11 protein-coding genes and 1 tRNA gene are annotated in these 15,497 nt (G+C 38.5%); 5 read left to right on the top strand and 7 right to left on the bottom strand.

The features are described 5' to 3' along the window. Position 1: 1 nt before the first annotated feature. The 6 genes from LVD47_RS19765 to LVD47_RS19740 all read right to left on the bottom strand — a co-directional run bounded on the left by LVD47_RS19765 (position 2) and on the right by LVD47_RS19740 (position 4,544). Entirely contained in the window at positions 2-886 is an 885-nt protein-coding gene (locus LVD47_RS19765) for a phage/plasmid replication protein (protein ID WP_236979933.1), read from the bottom strand. Between the two features lie 152 nt (positions 887-1,038). Beyond that, positions 1,039-1,521, bottom strand: a complete 483-nt coding sequence (locus tag LVD47_RS19760) for a hypothetical protein (RefSeq protein ID WP_236979931.1) — start codon at positions 1,519-1,521, stop codon at positions 1,039-1,041. Next, on the bottom strand, positions 1,518-1,811 hold the full coding sequence (locus LVD47_RS19755; RefSeq protein ID WP_236979928.1) for a helix-turn-helix domain-containing protein: 294 nt from the start codon (positions 1,809-1,811) through the stop codon (positions 1,518-1,520). Before LVD47_RS19755 ends, LVD47_RS19760 begins: the two co-directional genes overlap by 4 nt. Positions 1,812-1,934: 123 nt before the next feature. Next, positions 1,935-3,194 carry a hypothetical protein gene (locus LVD47_RS19750; protein ID WP_236979926.1) on the bottom strand — a complete coding sequence of 420 codons (1,260 nt, stop codon included), beginning with the start codon at positions 3,192-3,194 and terminating at the stop codon, positions 1,935-1,937. Between the two features lie 24 nt (positions 3,195-3,218). Next, positions 3,219-4,283, bottom strand: coding sequence for a tyrosine-type recombinase/integrase (locus LVD47_RS19745; RefSeq protein WP_236979924.1), 1,065 nt, complete (start codon positions 4,281-4,283; stop codon positions 3,219-3,221). 174 nt (positions 4,284-4,457) lie between these two features. After that, positions 4,458-4,544, bottom strand: a tRNA-Leu gene (locus LVD47_RS19740). A 462-nt stretch (positions 4,545-5,006) separates the two neighbouring features. On the opposite strand from LVD47_RS19740, the gene LVD47_RS19735 reads away from it, so the two are divergent. The 5 genes from LVD47_RS19735 to LVD47_RS19715 all read left to right on the top strand — a co-directional run bounded on the left by LVD47_RS19735 (position 5,007) and on the right by LVD47_RS19715 (position 11,603). Further along, positions 5,007-7,766 (top strand): TonB-dependent receptor, encoded by a 2,760-nt coding sequence (locus LVD47_RS19735; protein ID WP_236979922.1) that lies wholly within the window; start codon positions 5,007-5,009, stop codon positions 7,764-7,766. Between the two features lie 3 nt (positions 7,767-7,769). After that, positions 7,770-8,984 carry a DUF4876 domain-containing protein gene (locus tag LVD47_RS19730; RefSeq protein WP_236979920.1) on the top strand — a complete coding sequence of 405 codons (1,215 nt, stop codon included), beginning with the start codon at positions 7,770-7,772 and terminating at the stop codon, positions 8,982-8,984. After that, positions 8,985-10,349 (top strand): DUF6850 family outer membrane beta-barrel protein, encoded by a 1,365-nt coding sequence (locus LVD47_RS19725; RefSeq protein ID WP_236979918.1) that lies wholly within the window; start codon positions 8,985-8,987, stop codon positions 10,347-10,349. It abuts the gene before it with no gap. A gap of 21 nt (positions 10,350-10,370) precedes the next feature. After that, complete coding sequence (locus LVD47_RS19720) at positions 10,371-11,222, top strand: hypothetical protein (RefSeq protein WP_236979916.1); 852 nt, start codon at positions 10,371-10,373, stop codon at positions 11,220-11,222. A 177-nt stretch (positions 11,223-11,399) separates the two neighbouring features. After that, positions 11,400-11,603, top strand: coding sequence for a hypothetical protein (locus tag LVD47_RS19715; protein WP_236979914.1), 204 nt, complete (start codon positions 11,400-11,402; stop codon positions 11,601-11,603). Positions 11,604-12,378: 775 nt separating this feature from the next. Here LVD47_RS19715 and gcvP read toward each other — a convergent pair. Beyond that, a complete protein-coding gene (gene gcvP / locus LVD47_RS19710) occupies positions 12,379-15,231 on the bottom strand; it encodes an aminomethyl-transferring glycine dehydrogenase (RefSeq protein WP_236979912.1) in 2,853 nt (950 codons plus the stop codon). Positions 15,232-15,497: the final 266 nt, after the last annotated feature.

Genomic DNA, 15,497 nt, shown 5'->3' with positions numbered 1-15,497 from the left:
CTTAGACAAGATAATGCATTTGATTTGCCATCCAATTTACTTTCCTATCCAGTTCTTGGATAAGATCATTTTTGTTACCCTCAAATTCCATTGATAAAATTTCATTGGTTCTTTTTTTAAGACGTGATGATTGGCCTTTAGTAATCTTTTCCAACTTGTGCCATTCTTTAATATCTTTGAAAACCCTGTGTTTCCCATAATCTTTAATTGCTATTTTTGCAAACTGGTTGATAAAATCTGGTATACTTCCCGTAGCATAAATCTCATTAGATTCCTTATTATATTTACAGATATTGAAATATTCATCCTTAATAATGTTGATTATTCGGCACAAAAAATCTTTATCGTATAAATCCCTGATCAAGACTTGTTTCATATTTAGCTGATCAGCTACTCTGCCTTTAAATCGAAATTCAAACCTTAATACATTCTTATCCCTGTAGTGATTGGGAATCTTCCTATTTTTCATCCGCTTTAACTTATCGTAAATGCAAATTTGTTTATTAATCATGCTGTAGTAAAGACCATTAGTTTGTTCTAAACGATCTCTATAAGGAGAACTATAGCCAAAATAATTGCAATATATTTCTGGAGAATAATCAGTAACCACATTCATTCCAAAATCCATTCTGGTAATTACACCCAGTTCAAATGGAATATGAAAAGTTGCACTGATAAGGTTAACAAAATCCACTATATCCTCTCTACTCAAGGTCATTAAATTATTGCCAAATAAAAATTTACTTATGCTCCTACATTTAATAAGAATATAGTTTTCAGTTGTCCTAAATACTAAGTTTTTTATTTTAACAAAGTAGTTTACTTCACCATTTTCATAATCAATATTGAATTGTGCTTTATCAAAATTTGCCAATATTATATCCATTTCTTTTGGGGTAGGTAAATGTCGTCTTGGCAATCGACTATGGATTGTATCCCACATAGTTTATTTTTTAATTTTCATAATAAAATGGTTACAGAATTTGTAACTAAATACAGCTTAATATATAAAAGGGGGTAACTCAGCAGTAGAAGGGATCATTTTGCATCTTCCATTATTTCATTTTTTAAATCATAATTTGCTACCATTTGGAACAACCCCAAGTCATTGTAGCTATTTTTTATGATATGAATTTCTATAGCTTCAATCCTACTACACTTCCCATCTATTCTAAAGTACAAGATCGCTACATCCTTTTTTACTCCCACTTCTTTTAAATGCATCCATCCTATATTATCTGAGATAGAATAAACTTCTGATATAAATCCGTTTGAGCCATGAAGTTCCCATATAAGGCCTTCTGAATTAGCATCCTGAGAACAACTTTTTTTAATTAAAAACACCCTATTACAAGATGGTTCTTCAATAATGGGAAGCACTTTATTGTCAAAATATTCATGCTCCCCTTTATTTTTCTTGATGATGTATTCAATCTGTTCAGATTCAGTACTTACACTGTTGTGTTCACCATGATCTATTGCAGACGCCAAATAAGAAGCTACATACTTGTAGCCTTTCATAACCCCTTATTGAAGTGAACATAATCTGCTGCTTCCCGATCTATTTCATCTTGGGTCTTCTGCGGATTTTGCAGTAACCATTTGTCAAGCTTTTCCTTATCAAAATAGAGCGTTTTTCCACGCAACTTACTGTACGGGATTTGATTACTTGACGTAAGTTTATACAGGGTTGACTTTGAAAGCCCGGTATATACTGATGTTTCTTCAAGGGTCAATGCCCTTTTTTTGCTATGGACAATGATCAACCTTTCAAGGTCGTTGAACTTGTCCAAAATGGTTGTAGTATCCATTTTTTATTAGTTTAAATTTTAAAAAATGGCTTTGATATCAAAGCTCTATTCACGAGCTCTGATGCAAGTATAGAAAAGAAAGAAAAGGAAAATTATAGCGCGTATAGTCCAGTCTATAAAAATCTATAATTCTTTATTAAAAAGTGAATCAATTTTCAAGTAATCCTTGGGCTTCCCTTGATGATTGGGGTTATTATTATTTTTGTAGTTCCTACTATGGTTCCTTATCGTGCTGCTATTAATATCTTTGAAACAAAACGAGGTAATTACCCATCTCCTTTTCTTAGTAATTTTCCCCTTAGTTACTAAAGTATCAATAAAATAAGCAAGTAAAACTGGTTCATCAGTCCATTCTAATGGTTTAAAAGTTTTCGTTTCAACCATACCCATAAAGATTGATTCAAACTGATCAAATTCTGTCTCTTTTGAGATCAATTCACCTTGAATCATCTTTTCATACAGTTCCGGAAGTTCTTTCTTTGGGTTACCTTTCCATTTAAAGGTTTCTGTAGCTCCCTTAGCTATCTTCTTGTTTTTATCTTTCCCTTCATTGGAAATAAAGCTTCCTTTTTCGAGATCAACAATAATTTGAGCAAAACTATTTGCTACGATAAGAATCGAAGCTTCCGTTGTACTTACCTTAGGTTGAGGTTTGATATTGGGTTGGAGTTCAGATTGAGTCCATGCAATCTTATCGGACTTAGTTGAAAATTCTATAGCTGGCTTTAATGTTGGATAAGTTTGAAATATGCTTTCCCCTTCAGTTAAAGGACGACCTGCTTTAATTTTATTTTTTATTTTTTCGACCAACTCACTGAATAAAAGATTCTCGTATTTTTTTCTAATGATTATAGTTCTATTGGACTTTAGGAGTTCATTTTGGTACTGATCAATATCATTCAAGTCATCCTTTATAGCCTGTAATTGATCTTGACGGAAAGCAGTTTTTCCCTCATTGTAATTCAATTTTTCAGTGATTTCGTTCTTAAATTCATCATATGATTTAATGAATTTAGGCTGTAGTGGGTAATCTATATCCGTATAGTTGTCAAATTTCAAGAGCTTTTCAGAACATTTTAATAATTCCTCGTTCTTGAACTTCCAATCTTCTTCATTTCTGGGTTCAAATTCTGAAAGTAGTTCTTTTACCATAAAGGGATGTTGGCTAACTTCTTGAATCTTCTCTTTTAAGAATGAAATTTCTTCTGGTGATTTTGGCTTAAGATCAGATTTTGGCTTTCTGGCTATATCATCAATAAATTGTTCTGAATTGATCTTTTTGTTTGTATTCGAAATTGGGCTATGCACCTTGAACCATTGTACCCACTGTTCCAGTTTTTCTTGATAGCTTATACTTTGATTATCTTTTCTATTCGTACTCATTGAGGATTTCTTACATTTTAGTCTTTAGGTAATGTTGATATCCGGCATACTATCCATTGCCTTATTTTTTTCCTCATCGATGTAGTTCAGGTATTTTACCGTGTGGGAAGTATCCGTGTGTCCCATAAGCTTGCTTATGGTCAATAAATTGGCTCCGTTTTTCAAATTCATAATCGCGAAGGAATGCCGGGCACAATAAAAAGTAATATGTTTTTTGATTCCGGCTTTATCCTTCCAATTCTTGATATTTTTCCGAATAGCTGTGTTCGATGGTAGGGTAAATACATTTTCATCCGGTTTTCCGTATTCTCCCAGTACCTTGATGGCAGTTGCCGGTAATTTGGAAGTCACTTTTTGCTCATTTTTTGCACGTCGGATGTTCAACATACCATCGGCCAAGTCTTTCCACTTTAAATTTCTCGCTTCCTTTTCGCCAATACCCGTAAAACAAGCAAATATAAAAGCCTTTTTAACATCACTATTACCACAATAGGTATTAGCCAATTTTTGAATTTCTTCAGCGGTAAGAATTTGCTTTTTTAGATCATTACCGGGTTTCTTTATTTTTACGTCTACAAGCGGGTTATCCAATAAAAACTTTTCGCGGATCGCTTTATTGATTACTGCCTTGAACCTTGAAAAATAATCATAGGGTGTTTCTCCGCTTAAACCTGCTTGTAAAAAGAGATAATCTCTAAACCGTTCACATACCTGCGGTGTCAACTCCTGAAAGGTAAGATTGTGATTGATTCCACCATCGACTTTGATAAATTCTTTAAATTGCTTGTGTGTAGCTTCATACTTACGTTTTCCAACCCGCTGATACGAATCCAGAAAATATTGAAAGTACTTTAGAAATGAAGTGCTCAATTTATCGTCATCGACTAGATTCCATTTATTGTTTAATAAGTCTTCATGGTGTTTTGTTCGTATGGCTTCTGCCATCCTTTTTTTCTCCCTTTTGTTTTTGTCTCCCTTCTTTATCTTGACATCAATAGATTTTCGCCTTCTCTGGCCTTTATCGTAAATATCGAGATAAGCGGATTTTGTGCCATTTGGGTAGGTTTTCCATCGCAGCTTTACACTCATTGCAGTTTGATTTTCATTATATCAATAGGTATAATATAATAAAAGGGAGACAAATAAGAGACAAAAGGGGACAAAAAACAACAAAAAAAGAGAAATTGGATTTTCTCATTTTTGACGTAAATCCTTGTTTTTCAGCGATTTTCCTTTCTTTTTTTTGGATGATTTTTGTGGGAGTGGTACCGAAGGGGGGAATCGAACCCCCACTCTGTTGCCAGAACTGGATTTTGAATCCAGCGCGTCTACCAGTTCCGCCACTTCGGCATTTGTTTTATTACCTACGTAATAATTGGACGGCAAATATATGTAATTCTTTGTAAGGTTGGTTGAAATCGGGAATAAAAATTTTTGGCTTTTGCAATTTGGCTTACAGTGTGAAAGCGGATAAGCATTTTAAAACATTCTATGTTTGAGACCTTTTTTCTGAGGAATAATTAGAATGCTTTTTTAACCTACACTTGCGGTTATTAGATATAATTTCCCTTTAAACTTTCTGCGTAAATATGAAACCTGTAGAAATAATGGTAATAAAATCACAATTAGGCTATCCTTTGATAGAAATGATGGATGAACAGGAAAGGTTATTTCAATTGAATGAAGTGTGATTGGAGATAAGAATTCTTATTAAATTTTACATGCAATTATGTTGCATTTAAAATAATTTACTATTATTGCAATTGTGTTGCATTTTCATTCTAGTTTAATCAATGGAATATCCCCAATGATATGGTAGTATTCAGGAGCAATTTTCTCCATGGTTGTAATAAATGGATCATAAAGGTAAGTCTTACTGCATGGCTGCTTTATTTATTTGTAGTGGCCGCTCTTTGCCAAAATCAGCAAAGTGATAAGATATATGGAAAGGTGCTTGATGGAAAAGACTCAACACCAATAGTTAATGCCCTTGTAGAAGGAGCTTCTTTGGGGTCGTATGCTGTCACAGATGAAAGAGGACGCTTTAGCCTGGACCATATAATGGGTAAAAGTGATGAAATACGTATCTCATACCTTGGTTACCAGACGCTGGATACAATCATTTCCGGAAGGGCCCCGGATACACTGGTATTTCTCCTTTACGAATCTGCATTTTTCCTGGATAACATTACCGTAACCGGAACCGAACTGGAAACCGGTTCTTCAACCCGAATCGGGAGAAAAGCAATAGAACACATCCAGGCCGTTAGCCTGGCAGATGTTTTTCAATTGGTTCCCGGACACCTGGCGGATAACCCTGATTTTCTCAATCCCCAACAACTGACATTGCGGCAGGGATTAGCTTTACCCGCTGCCCAAAGGAATAATGCACTCGGTACCCAAATGGTACGAAATGGCATCCCTTTCTCCAATAATGCCGACTTGCAACGGGATGTATCGATACTCAATAGTAGTCCTGGAACAGATCCGGTATTTTCAACCGTTTCAGGTAAGGGTGCTGACCTAAGGGAATGGTCGGCAGATAATATAGAGTCGGTAGAGGTAATCCGTGGTATCCCGTCAGCCCGGTATGGAGATCTTACATCCGGTGTAGTCCTGGTCAATACTCGTATTGGATCTCACAGGCCGGAAGCCATACTTAGAGTAAATCCTTCTTTGTGGCAAATGGGAGTGTATGGCAGTTTTTCCCCGAATCATTACAATACAATAAACGCGGGTATAGAATCGCTGAAAACCAACCAGGATTTACGTAATTCCCATGAACATTTTCAAAGGTTCAATGGTAGCCTTGCCTGGCAACGATCGAAAAATATATTTCGACTGAAACAATTTCTGTCGGTATCGTATGGCTATGATCAATACCGGGAAGATCAGGAAACAGTATCTTCCTATCTACGAAAATATCATAGCAGAAACTGGCGATTTCAGTGGAATTCTAATCTTTTATTTCAATTCAATAACCGTGCATTTAAGTCTTTTTCATTAAATACCGGATTGACATATTCATCCCAACAAAGTTATTACCAGGATTTGATTACACGGGACATATTCCCGCTGTCCGATGCATTGGTGGATACTACTTTAATAGGAAAATATGGAAGTAGTGAATATTTGAATCAAACGACAGTAGAGGGAAAACCCCTGAATTTTTATAATCGCATAGAAGCGTTAGGGTCAATTTTTGGCCCTCTTGGATTTCATCACAAATGGAGAGGAGGTACTGAAATTCGATATGAAAATAATTGGGGGAATGGCAGGCAGTTTGATCCCTTCACGCCCCCGAGACAGAATTATAGTATGGGGGACCGGCCGGAATCGTGGAAAAATATTCCTGGTTTAAACCAGCTTTCGGCTTATGTGGAAGACCGGATGTTGACCTCCTTGTTTGAAAAGGATTTGTTGTTTTCCCTTGGATTGAGATGGGACCTGGTATCTACCGGACGATGGTGGGATGATCCGGTAGGGAGTGTTTTTTCACCACGGATAAATACCGTATGGTCTGTATCTGAGGATATTTCCATAAGAATAGGATGGGGAAGAGCAGTAAAGTCACCTACACTATCGCAATTGTATCCGGGTAAGAGATATTTTGACCTTGTTAATTTTAATTATTATGCCCGTGATCCCTCTGAAAGACTGGTGATAATAACGACGAGAGTTCTAAATTTAAACGAATCTCAAGTAGAACCATATTCATCAAATAAAGCGGAAGCTGGAATCCAGTTAGATCTCGATGGATGGGGAATCACATTAACCGGATTTTATGAAATATCAAGGAATTCCATTACCTACACCAGGCAGGCTATACCTTTGGCATACGATAAGTATGGTATTGACTCTGTCAGGAAAGGGGCGCCTCCGGCTTTGATCCCGGAGCCGGTAAGTGTGGATACCTTTTTTGCAGGTGTAGATGTTCCGGGAAACGTACTGGAAATGAAAAATAGTGGAATTGAATATGTAGTAGATGTCCCGGAATGGGAAGCTTTGAATACTTATTTGTCGATAAATGGTGCATGGTATTTTAGTAATAGCAATAATAAAGGGCGAATTGCTGAACCAGGCTTTATTTTTTCTAATACCAGTGATCCTGCCCGCATTCCTCTGTATGAAAAGACCGGCGATATTATTTCACAACGATTGAATTCGAGCGTACGGAGTATTACGCATTTGCAGCAAGCAGGACTTGTTTTTTCAGCCCTATGGCAGGTAGTATGGATAGATCGGCACAGGAACGGCGAATTGAGCGAGTTCCCCGTAGCTTATATGGATAGGGGTGGGGCTATTATTGATTTGACGGTAGAAGAGGCGGGGTTGGACAAAAATAAGGATCTTTTGAGAGTGGTAAATGCGGTCGCCTGGGTAAAGTATCCCCCATTACATCTGATCAATTTGAAGGTGACCAAGGAGTGGAGGCAAGGAAGTCGCTTTTCATTTTATGTTAATAATATTTTTAATCATCGACCCTTACATTGGAATGCAGCACGCGAACGGTATGTTCGGAGGAACCCTTCCATCACATTTGGAGCAGAAATCATTTATAAAATTAAATAAATTATGAAATCATTTAATTTCAAAACTCGTATCGTATGTTTTTTACTGGCTTCGTTGTGGTTCGCATCCTGCGAAAAGGATGATGGGCCCAGGGACGGTTCTGTTACTGTGGAGGTGAGATACCCGGAAAATTATGGGGAAGAGTATGCTGGTAGTGTGGAAGTGAAAGCATTGAATTCATTGAATCAAGAAGAATCCATCCGTACAACTTCTGCAGCAGGTATTGCGGAATTTGAAAAGCTGACACCGGGTAATTATACATTTTCCACTGGTGTTTCTTTAAATGAATCTGAAGCGGAAGAATTAACCGGAATTGGAGATGCTATTCAACTTAGTGCTTTGGAAATGAACGTGCAGGTTGCAGCAGGAAATGAAGTCGTAGTTACTTTACTGTTGGCAGGCAGTCCGGTGGGAGGATTGGTAATTAAAGAGATTTATTATACTGGTTCCAAGACGGCTTCCGGCGGAAATTACTTTTCCGATCAGTTTATTGAAATTTACAATAATTCTACAGGCATTATTTACCTGGATAGCTTGTGTATCGCAGATGTATATGGCGTTTCCGGGCTCATTAATTCCAATAATGTACCCACAGAATTCCAGGATGACCAGGATGCAGTATACGTTAATAGTGTCTGGAGGATCCCGGGAAGCGGGGAAGATCATCCACTGGCTCCGGGTGAGAGTATTATAATTGCTCAAGATGGGGTCGATCATACGGCAGAAGAACTTAATCCGTTAAGCCCGGTTGACCTTTCTGGTGCAGATTGGGAAACATTTAATGAAAGAGCGGATAATCGGGATGCGGATGCCCCAGAAGTTCCGAATCTTGAAAGATTGTATTTTACAGGTGGATTTGATTGGTTGATCACTGTATTTGGACCTGGCATTGTTTTGTTCAAAGCGAATGATTTTGATAAATTGGAAAGAATCCCTTACCCGGGATATGAAGATGTACTTGATCCGAGAATTAAAATTCCTGCGGATTTTGTATTGGACGCATTCGAAGCTTTGAAGGATGGGAACAGTGGTACTTTCAAAAGAATCCCCGTGGCTCTGGATGCGGGTTTTGTATATGCTGACGATACGTATTCTTCACAGAGCTTTAGGAGGAAAGTGGCGAAGACAATACAAGGGAGGGAAGTATTGGAAGATACTAACAATTCTTCAGAAGACTTTAATAAACTGGATTCACCTACTCCCGGATCATTCGAATAAATGGAGCGTAGGTATATCTTTTTGATAGCAATAGTTATCGCCACGAAAATAACAGTTTGTCGTTCCCAAAGTAGTTCTGAGGATTCTTCTTCAAGTGGACGGATAGAAGTGTTTTCTGGCGGTGAAACGGGATCTTTTCGTAAGGCTATGGAAGCAGAGAATTTATTTAACCTGGGGTTTTTAACCAATGGACAGACCTATCTGGGGGAATGGAAGTTGGAAGGACGTTTTGGGTATAGAGGAAGGTTTGAACGAAATATCCTTTTCTCAGGCATATCGGATCCTTACAATGGTAATCCATTTCTTTGGGGGGATACACTGAGTGGTAATTGGCAACGCGATGCTATCCGTACCCAGGTAAGTATGACATTGCCTGCTTTCCGAAATTGGACTGTGGGACTTGCCTTGGACTATGCTACTTCTACAGGCGCCCGGCTATCCGAACCCAAACCATTTTTCCGGTATCGGTATATCCGGATCAATCCTACATTTCAGTGGGATTTTTCTGAAGGTTTACTCAATAAAATTATCCTGGAATTGTCGTATTCTTCGGCTTTTGAAGAAAATGAAATAGGATATTCCACTGTGAATAATACGTATCTTATTCGAGGGCGTGGCTATGGCTCTGCTATTAAGGGGCCAATTCGTGCACTGGATCGAAGAAGGAATGTAAATATATTTGGTATCCAATTAAACTGGACCCTAAGCCATAAATGGAAAGTGGATGGGAGTATGGATTTCTGTCGTGAAGAAGTATCCGATGGCATTGCAAATCCCCAAACTGATGGTTTGTACTCCCGAACTTCCGGAAGAGGGTTGATAGCATATAACACGGAGAATGTGGGCCTGGATGCCAGTATTGATGTTCACCGGGCAGGCACGGAAGATTATGCGTATGGCTTTAAAAATTGGTATCACAATTCCCTTGGACTCAAAATAAACATGGATTTTGGTACGCCTGTGAATGATCACTTATCTTCAGGAATTTCTTTGTCTTTTCTGACTGAATCCAGTAGGGATCATATTGTAGATGGTGTTTTTGAATTTAGTAATGTGGTATTATCAGGTTTCCACACCATCTCATGGAATAAGTTACGAGTCTTCTTTTTCATCGGTTACCAGTATAATCTCAATGCTAATATGGAAGTAGGCAATCCTGATGTATTGAACAGGCTTATTTATGGACCGGATTTCTTCTATCGCAGTGCCAATTATTTACAATTGAAACTGGCACCACGAATTGATTTTCCAATAAATGGGACCGATGGTAACCATTATTGGGTGGAATTCGAAAATGGAATTTGTCTAAAGGATCCTTCTTCTGCCAGATATGTTTTTGCCGTTACTCTAGGCAGTATACTTTAAACTAAAAATGAAATTTGAAAAATGAATATGAAAAGCTATTCTTGTGGTCTAATTTTATTGCTGGTGGTCATGACCGGGTGTTTTCCCTCTAAAGAACTATCGGGTAACAAAAAACTTGGAAAAAATGAAACCCACCTGCGATTGGTAGATTCCATTATTGGCCTGGGCCTTGATAATGAGGCTTTGTACACGCTTGTATCGGATATCAAACCTATGAGCAGCCTGGCCAATTTTTCTTACCCTTTTTATACCTCAGATACAGCATTATTGCTTTCCGGAAATATTGTGGATTTATCAAATAATAAAGTGGCAATCAGTGATCTGGAAACAATAGTTGAAGTACTGAGAAAGTTGAATATAAAAGGATTGGAATTCGCAATGGTCCCTTTTAGATATGGTCATGACTCATTGCGAATGATGCAGCTAAATGTAATACGAAAGCATTCTCTTGATAAAGTAATTGCCAGGTACCAGGAGTTTTTTGGTTACATGGGTATTGTCCCGGGAACCGACCCATCAGTAGTCCTTAGTACGGTAGAGAATCAGGACCAATTGATACGGTTACGAGGATACGGATATTTATTTGGCTATCCCAAATATGCCGTTGACTTCTTTGTAGAGTCTTATTTTAAGGAATCTCAAACTGGAAATTTTGTGGAGCGGGACTTCTTCCAGATTCCGGCCTATACGGGTGAGCGGGGACGTTTCGTTTATGCCATACCCAAAAACCATAGACCATCAGATGTAGACAGTTCGCTGTATTACAAATCAGTTGGGATATTGAATAATTACAAAAGTAGAAGAGGTGATTACATGAGAAAAGATAGTACACTACGGGCACTGGACCTGGTGCGCGATTTCAATATGAAGTAGGGATCCCTTCTAGCCTGGTTTTAATGAGTATTTAGTATTCAGACCACTTGAAAGTAGCGAGCCTCGACAAGGAAGAGGGTGAATACACAAAGGACTCATTTAGGGCCTTTGGAAGAATTAGAACGGTAATTTCAAATAGAGAGTAATTGTTGAAATACCAAAAAATTACGAGCTCGTATGGGAACGGTTAATTTATCGAATTTATACCTCTTATTATTTTCCGATATAGACCCGGGAAGATGCCATTGGCAAAGTATTGGCCTGCAGGATATGACAAAAAAGATGGGGCTTTACTTTTCATATATTTCTGCTCTCCAACGGATACGGGAATGTTCTTATACTTCAGGTGGCAACGATTGGTATAAACAGTTAGTGGACTGATAGGAAGGGATGGAATAGGTATTGATCATTTAAATTCGAAAATGCCTATTAACTTATTTTTCTAAATTGGCATACCAATTCCGGACTAACGCCATACCAGCTGAGCTCCTCCTGGGGTATCCCTATGAAGATATACCCGGAAAGTGGGATGTATAGCAATTTCCAAGATTTGTAATTTAATGTGATTTCGACGAATAATTGTTTCTGTTCTTTTTTTTGCGAAAAAGGCAATGCCCAAGGCATCTGGCAGAGTCATCCCTATGTGGACTTTGTGGAAATCAATGCCAGAAAAGATGTTTTTATTAGTTTTCTACCCTGGGTTGGCACCAAGGGTTACGTATATTTCGCTCCTTTGGAGCACTTATTTTTTCTGTCGAACTCACGTTAATTTAATAAAATGGACGGAGGATAATTACCTGTATTGGGTATTGCATGAAATTGCCCATGGCTGTCACTACCGGGTACTCAACTCCAAAAGTCCAATTATAACATATGCTTTTCACCACATAGACACTACGGGATTATATGATGAAGTATCTTATTACAGTGGGCGGGGCAAGTCTCAGGTAGTGTATCTGCTTCGGCCAGTACCAATGAGCGAGAGTATTTTGCTGAAATAACAGAAGCTTATTTTTGGCTCAATGACTATTTCCCTTTTGACCGGGATGACCTGATCCAATTTGATACGTTGGGATATGCTGCCCCATTTGCCATATGGGGCGATCCGGAAAGACATAACCCGGAGCCGGGTTTTCAAAGTTCGGCAAGATAAATGTTATTCTTCCATATAGGCTTCGATCGGGGGACAAGTACAAATCAGGTTTCGGTCTCCAAAAGCATTGTCCACTCTCGCTACATTAATAAAGAACTTATTACCGTTTTTCAATGATTCGACCGGATACAAGGCTTTTTCCCTGGAATAAGGGTATCCCCATTCATCTGCAGTAGCTATGTATAACGGGTGGGGAGCATTGATCAGTACATTATTATCCTGAGGGAATTCACCCCGGGCAATTTCATCAATTTCCTCTCGTATCTGGATCATTGCATTACAGAATCGGTCCAATTCTTCTTTATCTTCGCTTTCAGTCGGTTCAATCATTAATGTACCTGCTACCGGAAATGATAGGGTAGGGGCATGAAAGCCATAGTCGATAAGCCGTTTGGCTATATCCTCTGCACTAATTCCCAATTCTTTAAAAGACCTTAAATCAAGTATCAACTCATGGGCGACGAAACCGCCTTCACCTGTATAAACAATATCGTAATATTTTGCCAAAACAGATTTGATATAATTGGCATTTAAAATGGCGTACCTGGTTACATTTTTAAGCCCCCGGGCTCCAAGCATTCGAATGTAAGCATAGGAAATTAATAATATACTGGCTGAACCGAAGGGGGCTGAAGCAACGGAAGGTATGCTTTTTTTATTTTCATTATTCAAATAGTGATGCCCCGGTAGGTATTCGACTAGTTTTTCATTTACGCAGATCGGACCCATACCCGGGCCTCCACCCCCGTGCGGAATGGCAAAAGTCTTGTGTAAGTTTAAATGGCATACATCTGCACCTATTTTTCCGGGAGAGGTATAACCTATTTGAGCGTTCATATTCGCACCATCCATGTATACAAGGCCTCCATTTTTGTGAACCTGTTCACAAGCTTCTTTTATGGTCGATTCAAAAACGCCATGGGTAGAAGGATACGTTACCATAAACCCCGCTACCTGGTTGCCTTTTTCTTCCAGGATAGTATTCAGGTGGTTCAAATTAATATTGCCATTTGAATCCGAATCAACGATCACTACTTTGTACCCGGCCATTACTGCAGAGGCGGGATTGGTACCATGGGCAGAAGCTGGAATGAGCATTAAATTCCGATCGGTATTGCCATGATCTTTGTGATAAGCCCGTATTACGAGTAATCCTGCATATTCTCCCTGGGCTCCGGAATTGGGCTGGAAAGAACATTTTTCAAATCCTGTAATTTGACATAGGTAATCCGCCAGTTCATTGATAATAGAGCTGTATCCGATTACCTGATCAGGGGGTGTAAAAGGATGAATATCTGCAAATTCACTCCAGGCAACAGGGATCAATTCTGATGCCGCATTGAGTTTCATGGTACAGGAGCCGAGAGGGATCATGGTATGAACTAAAGACATATCCTTATTCTCCAGACTTTTTATATACCGCATCATTTGTGTCTCCGAGCGGTGAGAGTGAAATATAGGATGAGAGAGGTAATCATCTTCTCTCAAAAAACCGTTCTCCAGGTGACCTGAATACTCCAGTTTTTTATCTGTTGTAACATTAAATATCTCGAGGATTTGATGAATTTCTTTTTCAGTTGATAATTCGTCCAGAGAAATCCTGATCTGAGTTTCGTCGTAATAAAAATTAAATCCTTTGTTTCTAGCCCTTTCCCTGATTGATTTTAATTTTGCTCCGTCAAGTTCTATCGAAATCGTATCAAAGAAGGTTGTATTCTTTACTTTGTATCCTTCATTTTTTAAGGCATCATTCAGACCCGATGCTAAAAGATGTATTTTAAATGCTATCCTTTTGAGGTTTTTAGGGCCGTGAAATACGGCATACATCCCTGCCATGATGGCTAGCAAAGCTTGTGCTGTACATATATTTGATGTGGCTTTTTCGCGTTTGATATGCTGTTCACGGGTTTGTAAGGCCATTCTGTAAGCTTCGTGGCCATGAATGTCTTTGCTTAAACCTATGATCCTACCGGGAAGGATTCGCTTGTATTTATCCAGGCAGGCAAAATACCCTGCATGGGGCCCGCCGTATCCCATAGGGACGCCCAGTCTCTGTGTTGAGCCGACTGCCACATCAAATCCCAGTTCTCCGGGTGATTTTATCAAGGTAAGCGCCAGGATATCGCAAATGGCGATAAGCCCTATTCCCTCATCAGAAAATTCACGGTAATTTTCTTTTACTGCATGTAAATTCCCTGTGGCATCGGGGTATTGAATAACTATACAGGCGGCAGTAGTTTTATCAATTTCATCAAGAGTATCAAAATAGACAGTTTCCAATTCCAGAGGCTCGGTTCTTGATTGAATGACGTCTTTGGTTTGTTCAAAAATTTGTTGGTGCACGTAACATTTTGTGCGTGGATTTTTCCTGTTTTTTTTATTGACTGATTCTGTGATCATGGTTACAGCTTCAGCGGCCGCTGTTCCTTCATCCAGGAGTGATGCATTGGCGATGGGCAGTCCGGTCAAATCCGAAATAACAGTTTGGAAATTAAACAGGGCTTCCAATCTACCCTGGGATATTTCTGCCTGATAGGGGGTGTATTGTGTATACCACCCTGGGTTTTCAAAAATATTTCTGCGTATTACAGAAGGGGTGTGAGTACCGTAGTAGCCTTGTCCAATGAGAGAGCGGAAGACTTTATTTTGATCAGCCTTTTCTCTGATTAGGCCCAGATATTCAAATTCTGTGAGCGCTTTAAGATCGAAATCAAAATCTTCCAGCTGAATATCTTGTGGAATTATTTTTCTAATCAATTTTTCTGAAGATTCGATCCCTATTTGATCGAGCATTGCTTGCTTATCTGATTCAGATAATCCAATATGCCTATTCTCGAAATTGATAAGTTGCCCCATGTAAAAAAATATAAGTGATTAAATCTGATCCAATAAATAATATGCTGTTATCAGATAAATTGCTCTATGGAATGCTTACAGTATCGAGAAGTAATTATTTCAGAACACGAGCATTACCAACATCAAATATTCTCGTTTATAATCAAAATTGGTATTGAGTCCTTTTTAGTCATTATTTCCACTCCGTATTAACCGAAAGCATTCATTGGAACTATATTATCTGTAAAAGGATACTATAATACAATGAATAACTAAGTAGTGTTCCC

Origin of the sequence: Membranihabitans maritimus (assembly GCF_021729145.1) — a bacterium.
GTDB classification, from domain to species: domain Bacteria; phylum Bacteroidota; class Bacteroidia; order Chitinophagales; family Saprospiraceae; genus Membranihabitans; species Membranihabitans maritimus.
The sequence above is the reverse complement of the archived record's forward strand: the minus strand, read 5'-3'. Positions and strand labels throughout refer to the sequence as shown.

What these genes read in the sequence shown, in the direction of transcription:
- LVD47_RS19765 (WP_236979933.1), bottom strand. Translation starts at nt 886, where the DNA reads ATGGATATAATATTGGCAAATTTTGATAAAGCACAATTCAATATTGAT.
- LVD47_RS19760 (WP_236979931.1), bottom strand. Translation starts at nt 1,521, where the DNA reads ATGAAAGGCTACAAGTATGTAGCTTCTTATTTGGCGTCTGCAATAGAT.
- LVD47_RS19755 (WP_236979928.1), bottom strand. Translation starts at nt 1,811, where the DNA reads ATGGATACTACAACCATTTTGGACAAGTTCAACGACCTTGAAAGGTTG.
- LVD47_RS19750 (WP_236979926.1), bottom strand. Translation starts at nt 3,194, where the DNA reads ATGAGTACGAATAGAAAAGATAATCAAAGTATAAGCTATCAAGAAAAA.
- LVD47_RS19745 (WP_236979924.1), bottom strand. Translation starts at nt 4,283, where the DNA reads ATGAGTGTAAAGCTGCGATGGAAAACCTACCCAAATGGCACAAAATCC.
- LVD47_RS19735 (WP_236979922.1), top strand. Translation starts at nt 5,007, where the DNA reads ATGGTAGTATTCAGGAGCAATTTTCTCCATGGTTGTAATAAATGGATC.
- LVD47_RS19730 (WP_236979920.1), top strand. Translation starts at nt 7,770, where the DNA reads ATGAAATCATTTAATTTCAAAACTCGTATCGTATGTTTTTTACTGGCT.
- LVD47_RS19725 (WP_236979918.1), top strand. Translation starts at nt 8,985, where the DNA reads ATGGAGCGTAGGTATATCTTTTTGATAGCAATAGTTATCGCCACGAAA.
- LVD47_RS19720 (WP_236979916.1), top strand. Translation starts at nt 10,371, where the DNA reads ATGAATATGAAAAGCTATTCTTGTGGTCTAATTTTATTGCTGGTGGTC.
- LVD47_RS19715 (WP_236979914.1), top strand. Translation starts at nt 11,400, where the DNA reads ATGGGAACGGTTAATTTATCGAATTTATACCTCTTATTATTTTCCGAT.
- gcvP (WP_236979912.1), bottom strand. Translation starts at nt 15,231, where the DNA reads ATGGGGCAACTTATCAATTTCGAGAATAGGCATATTGGATTATCTGAA.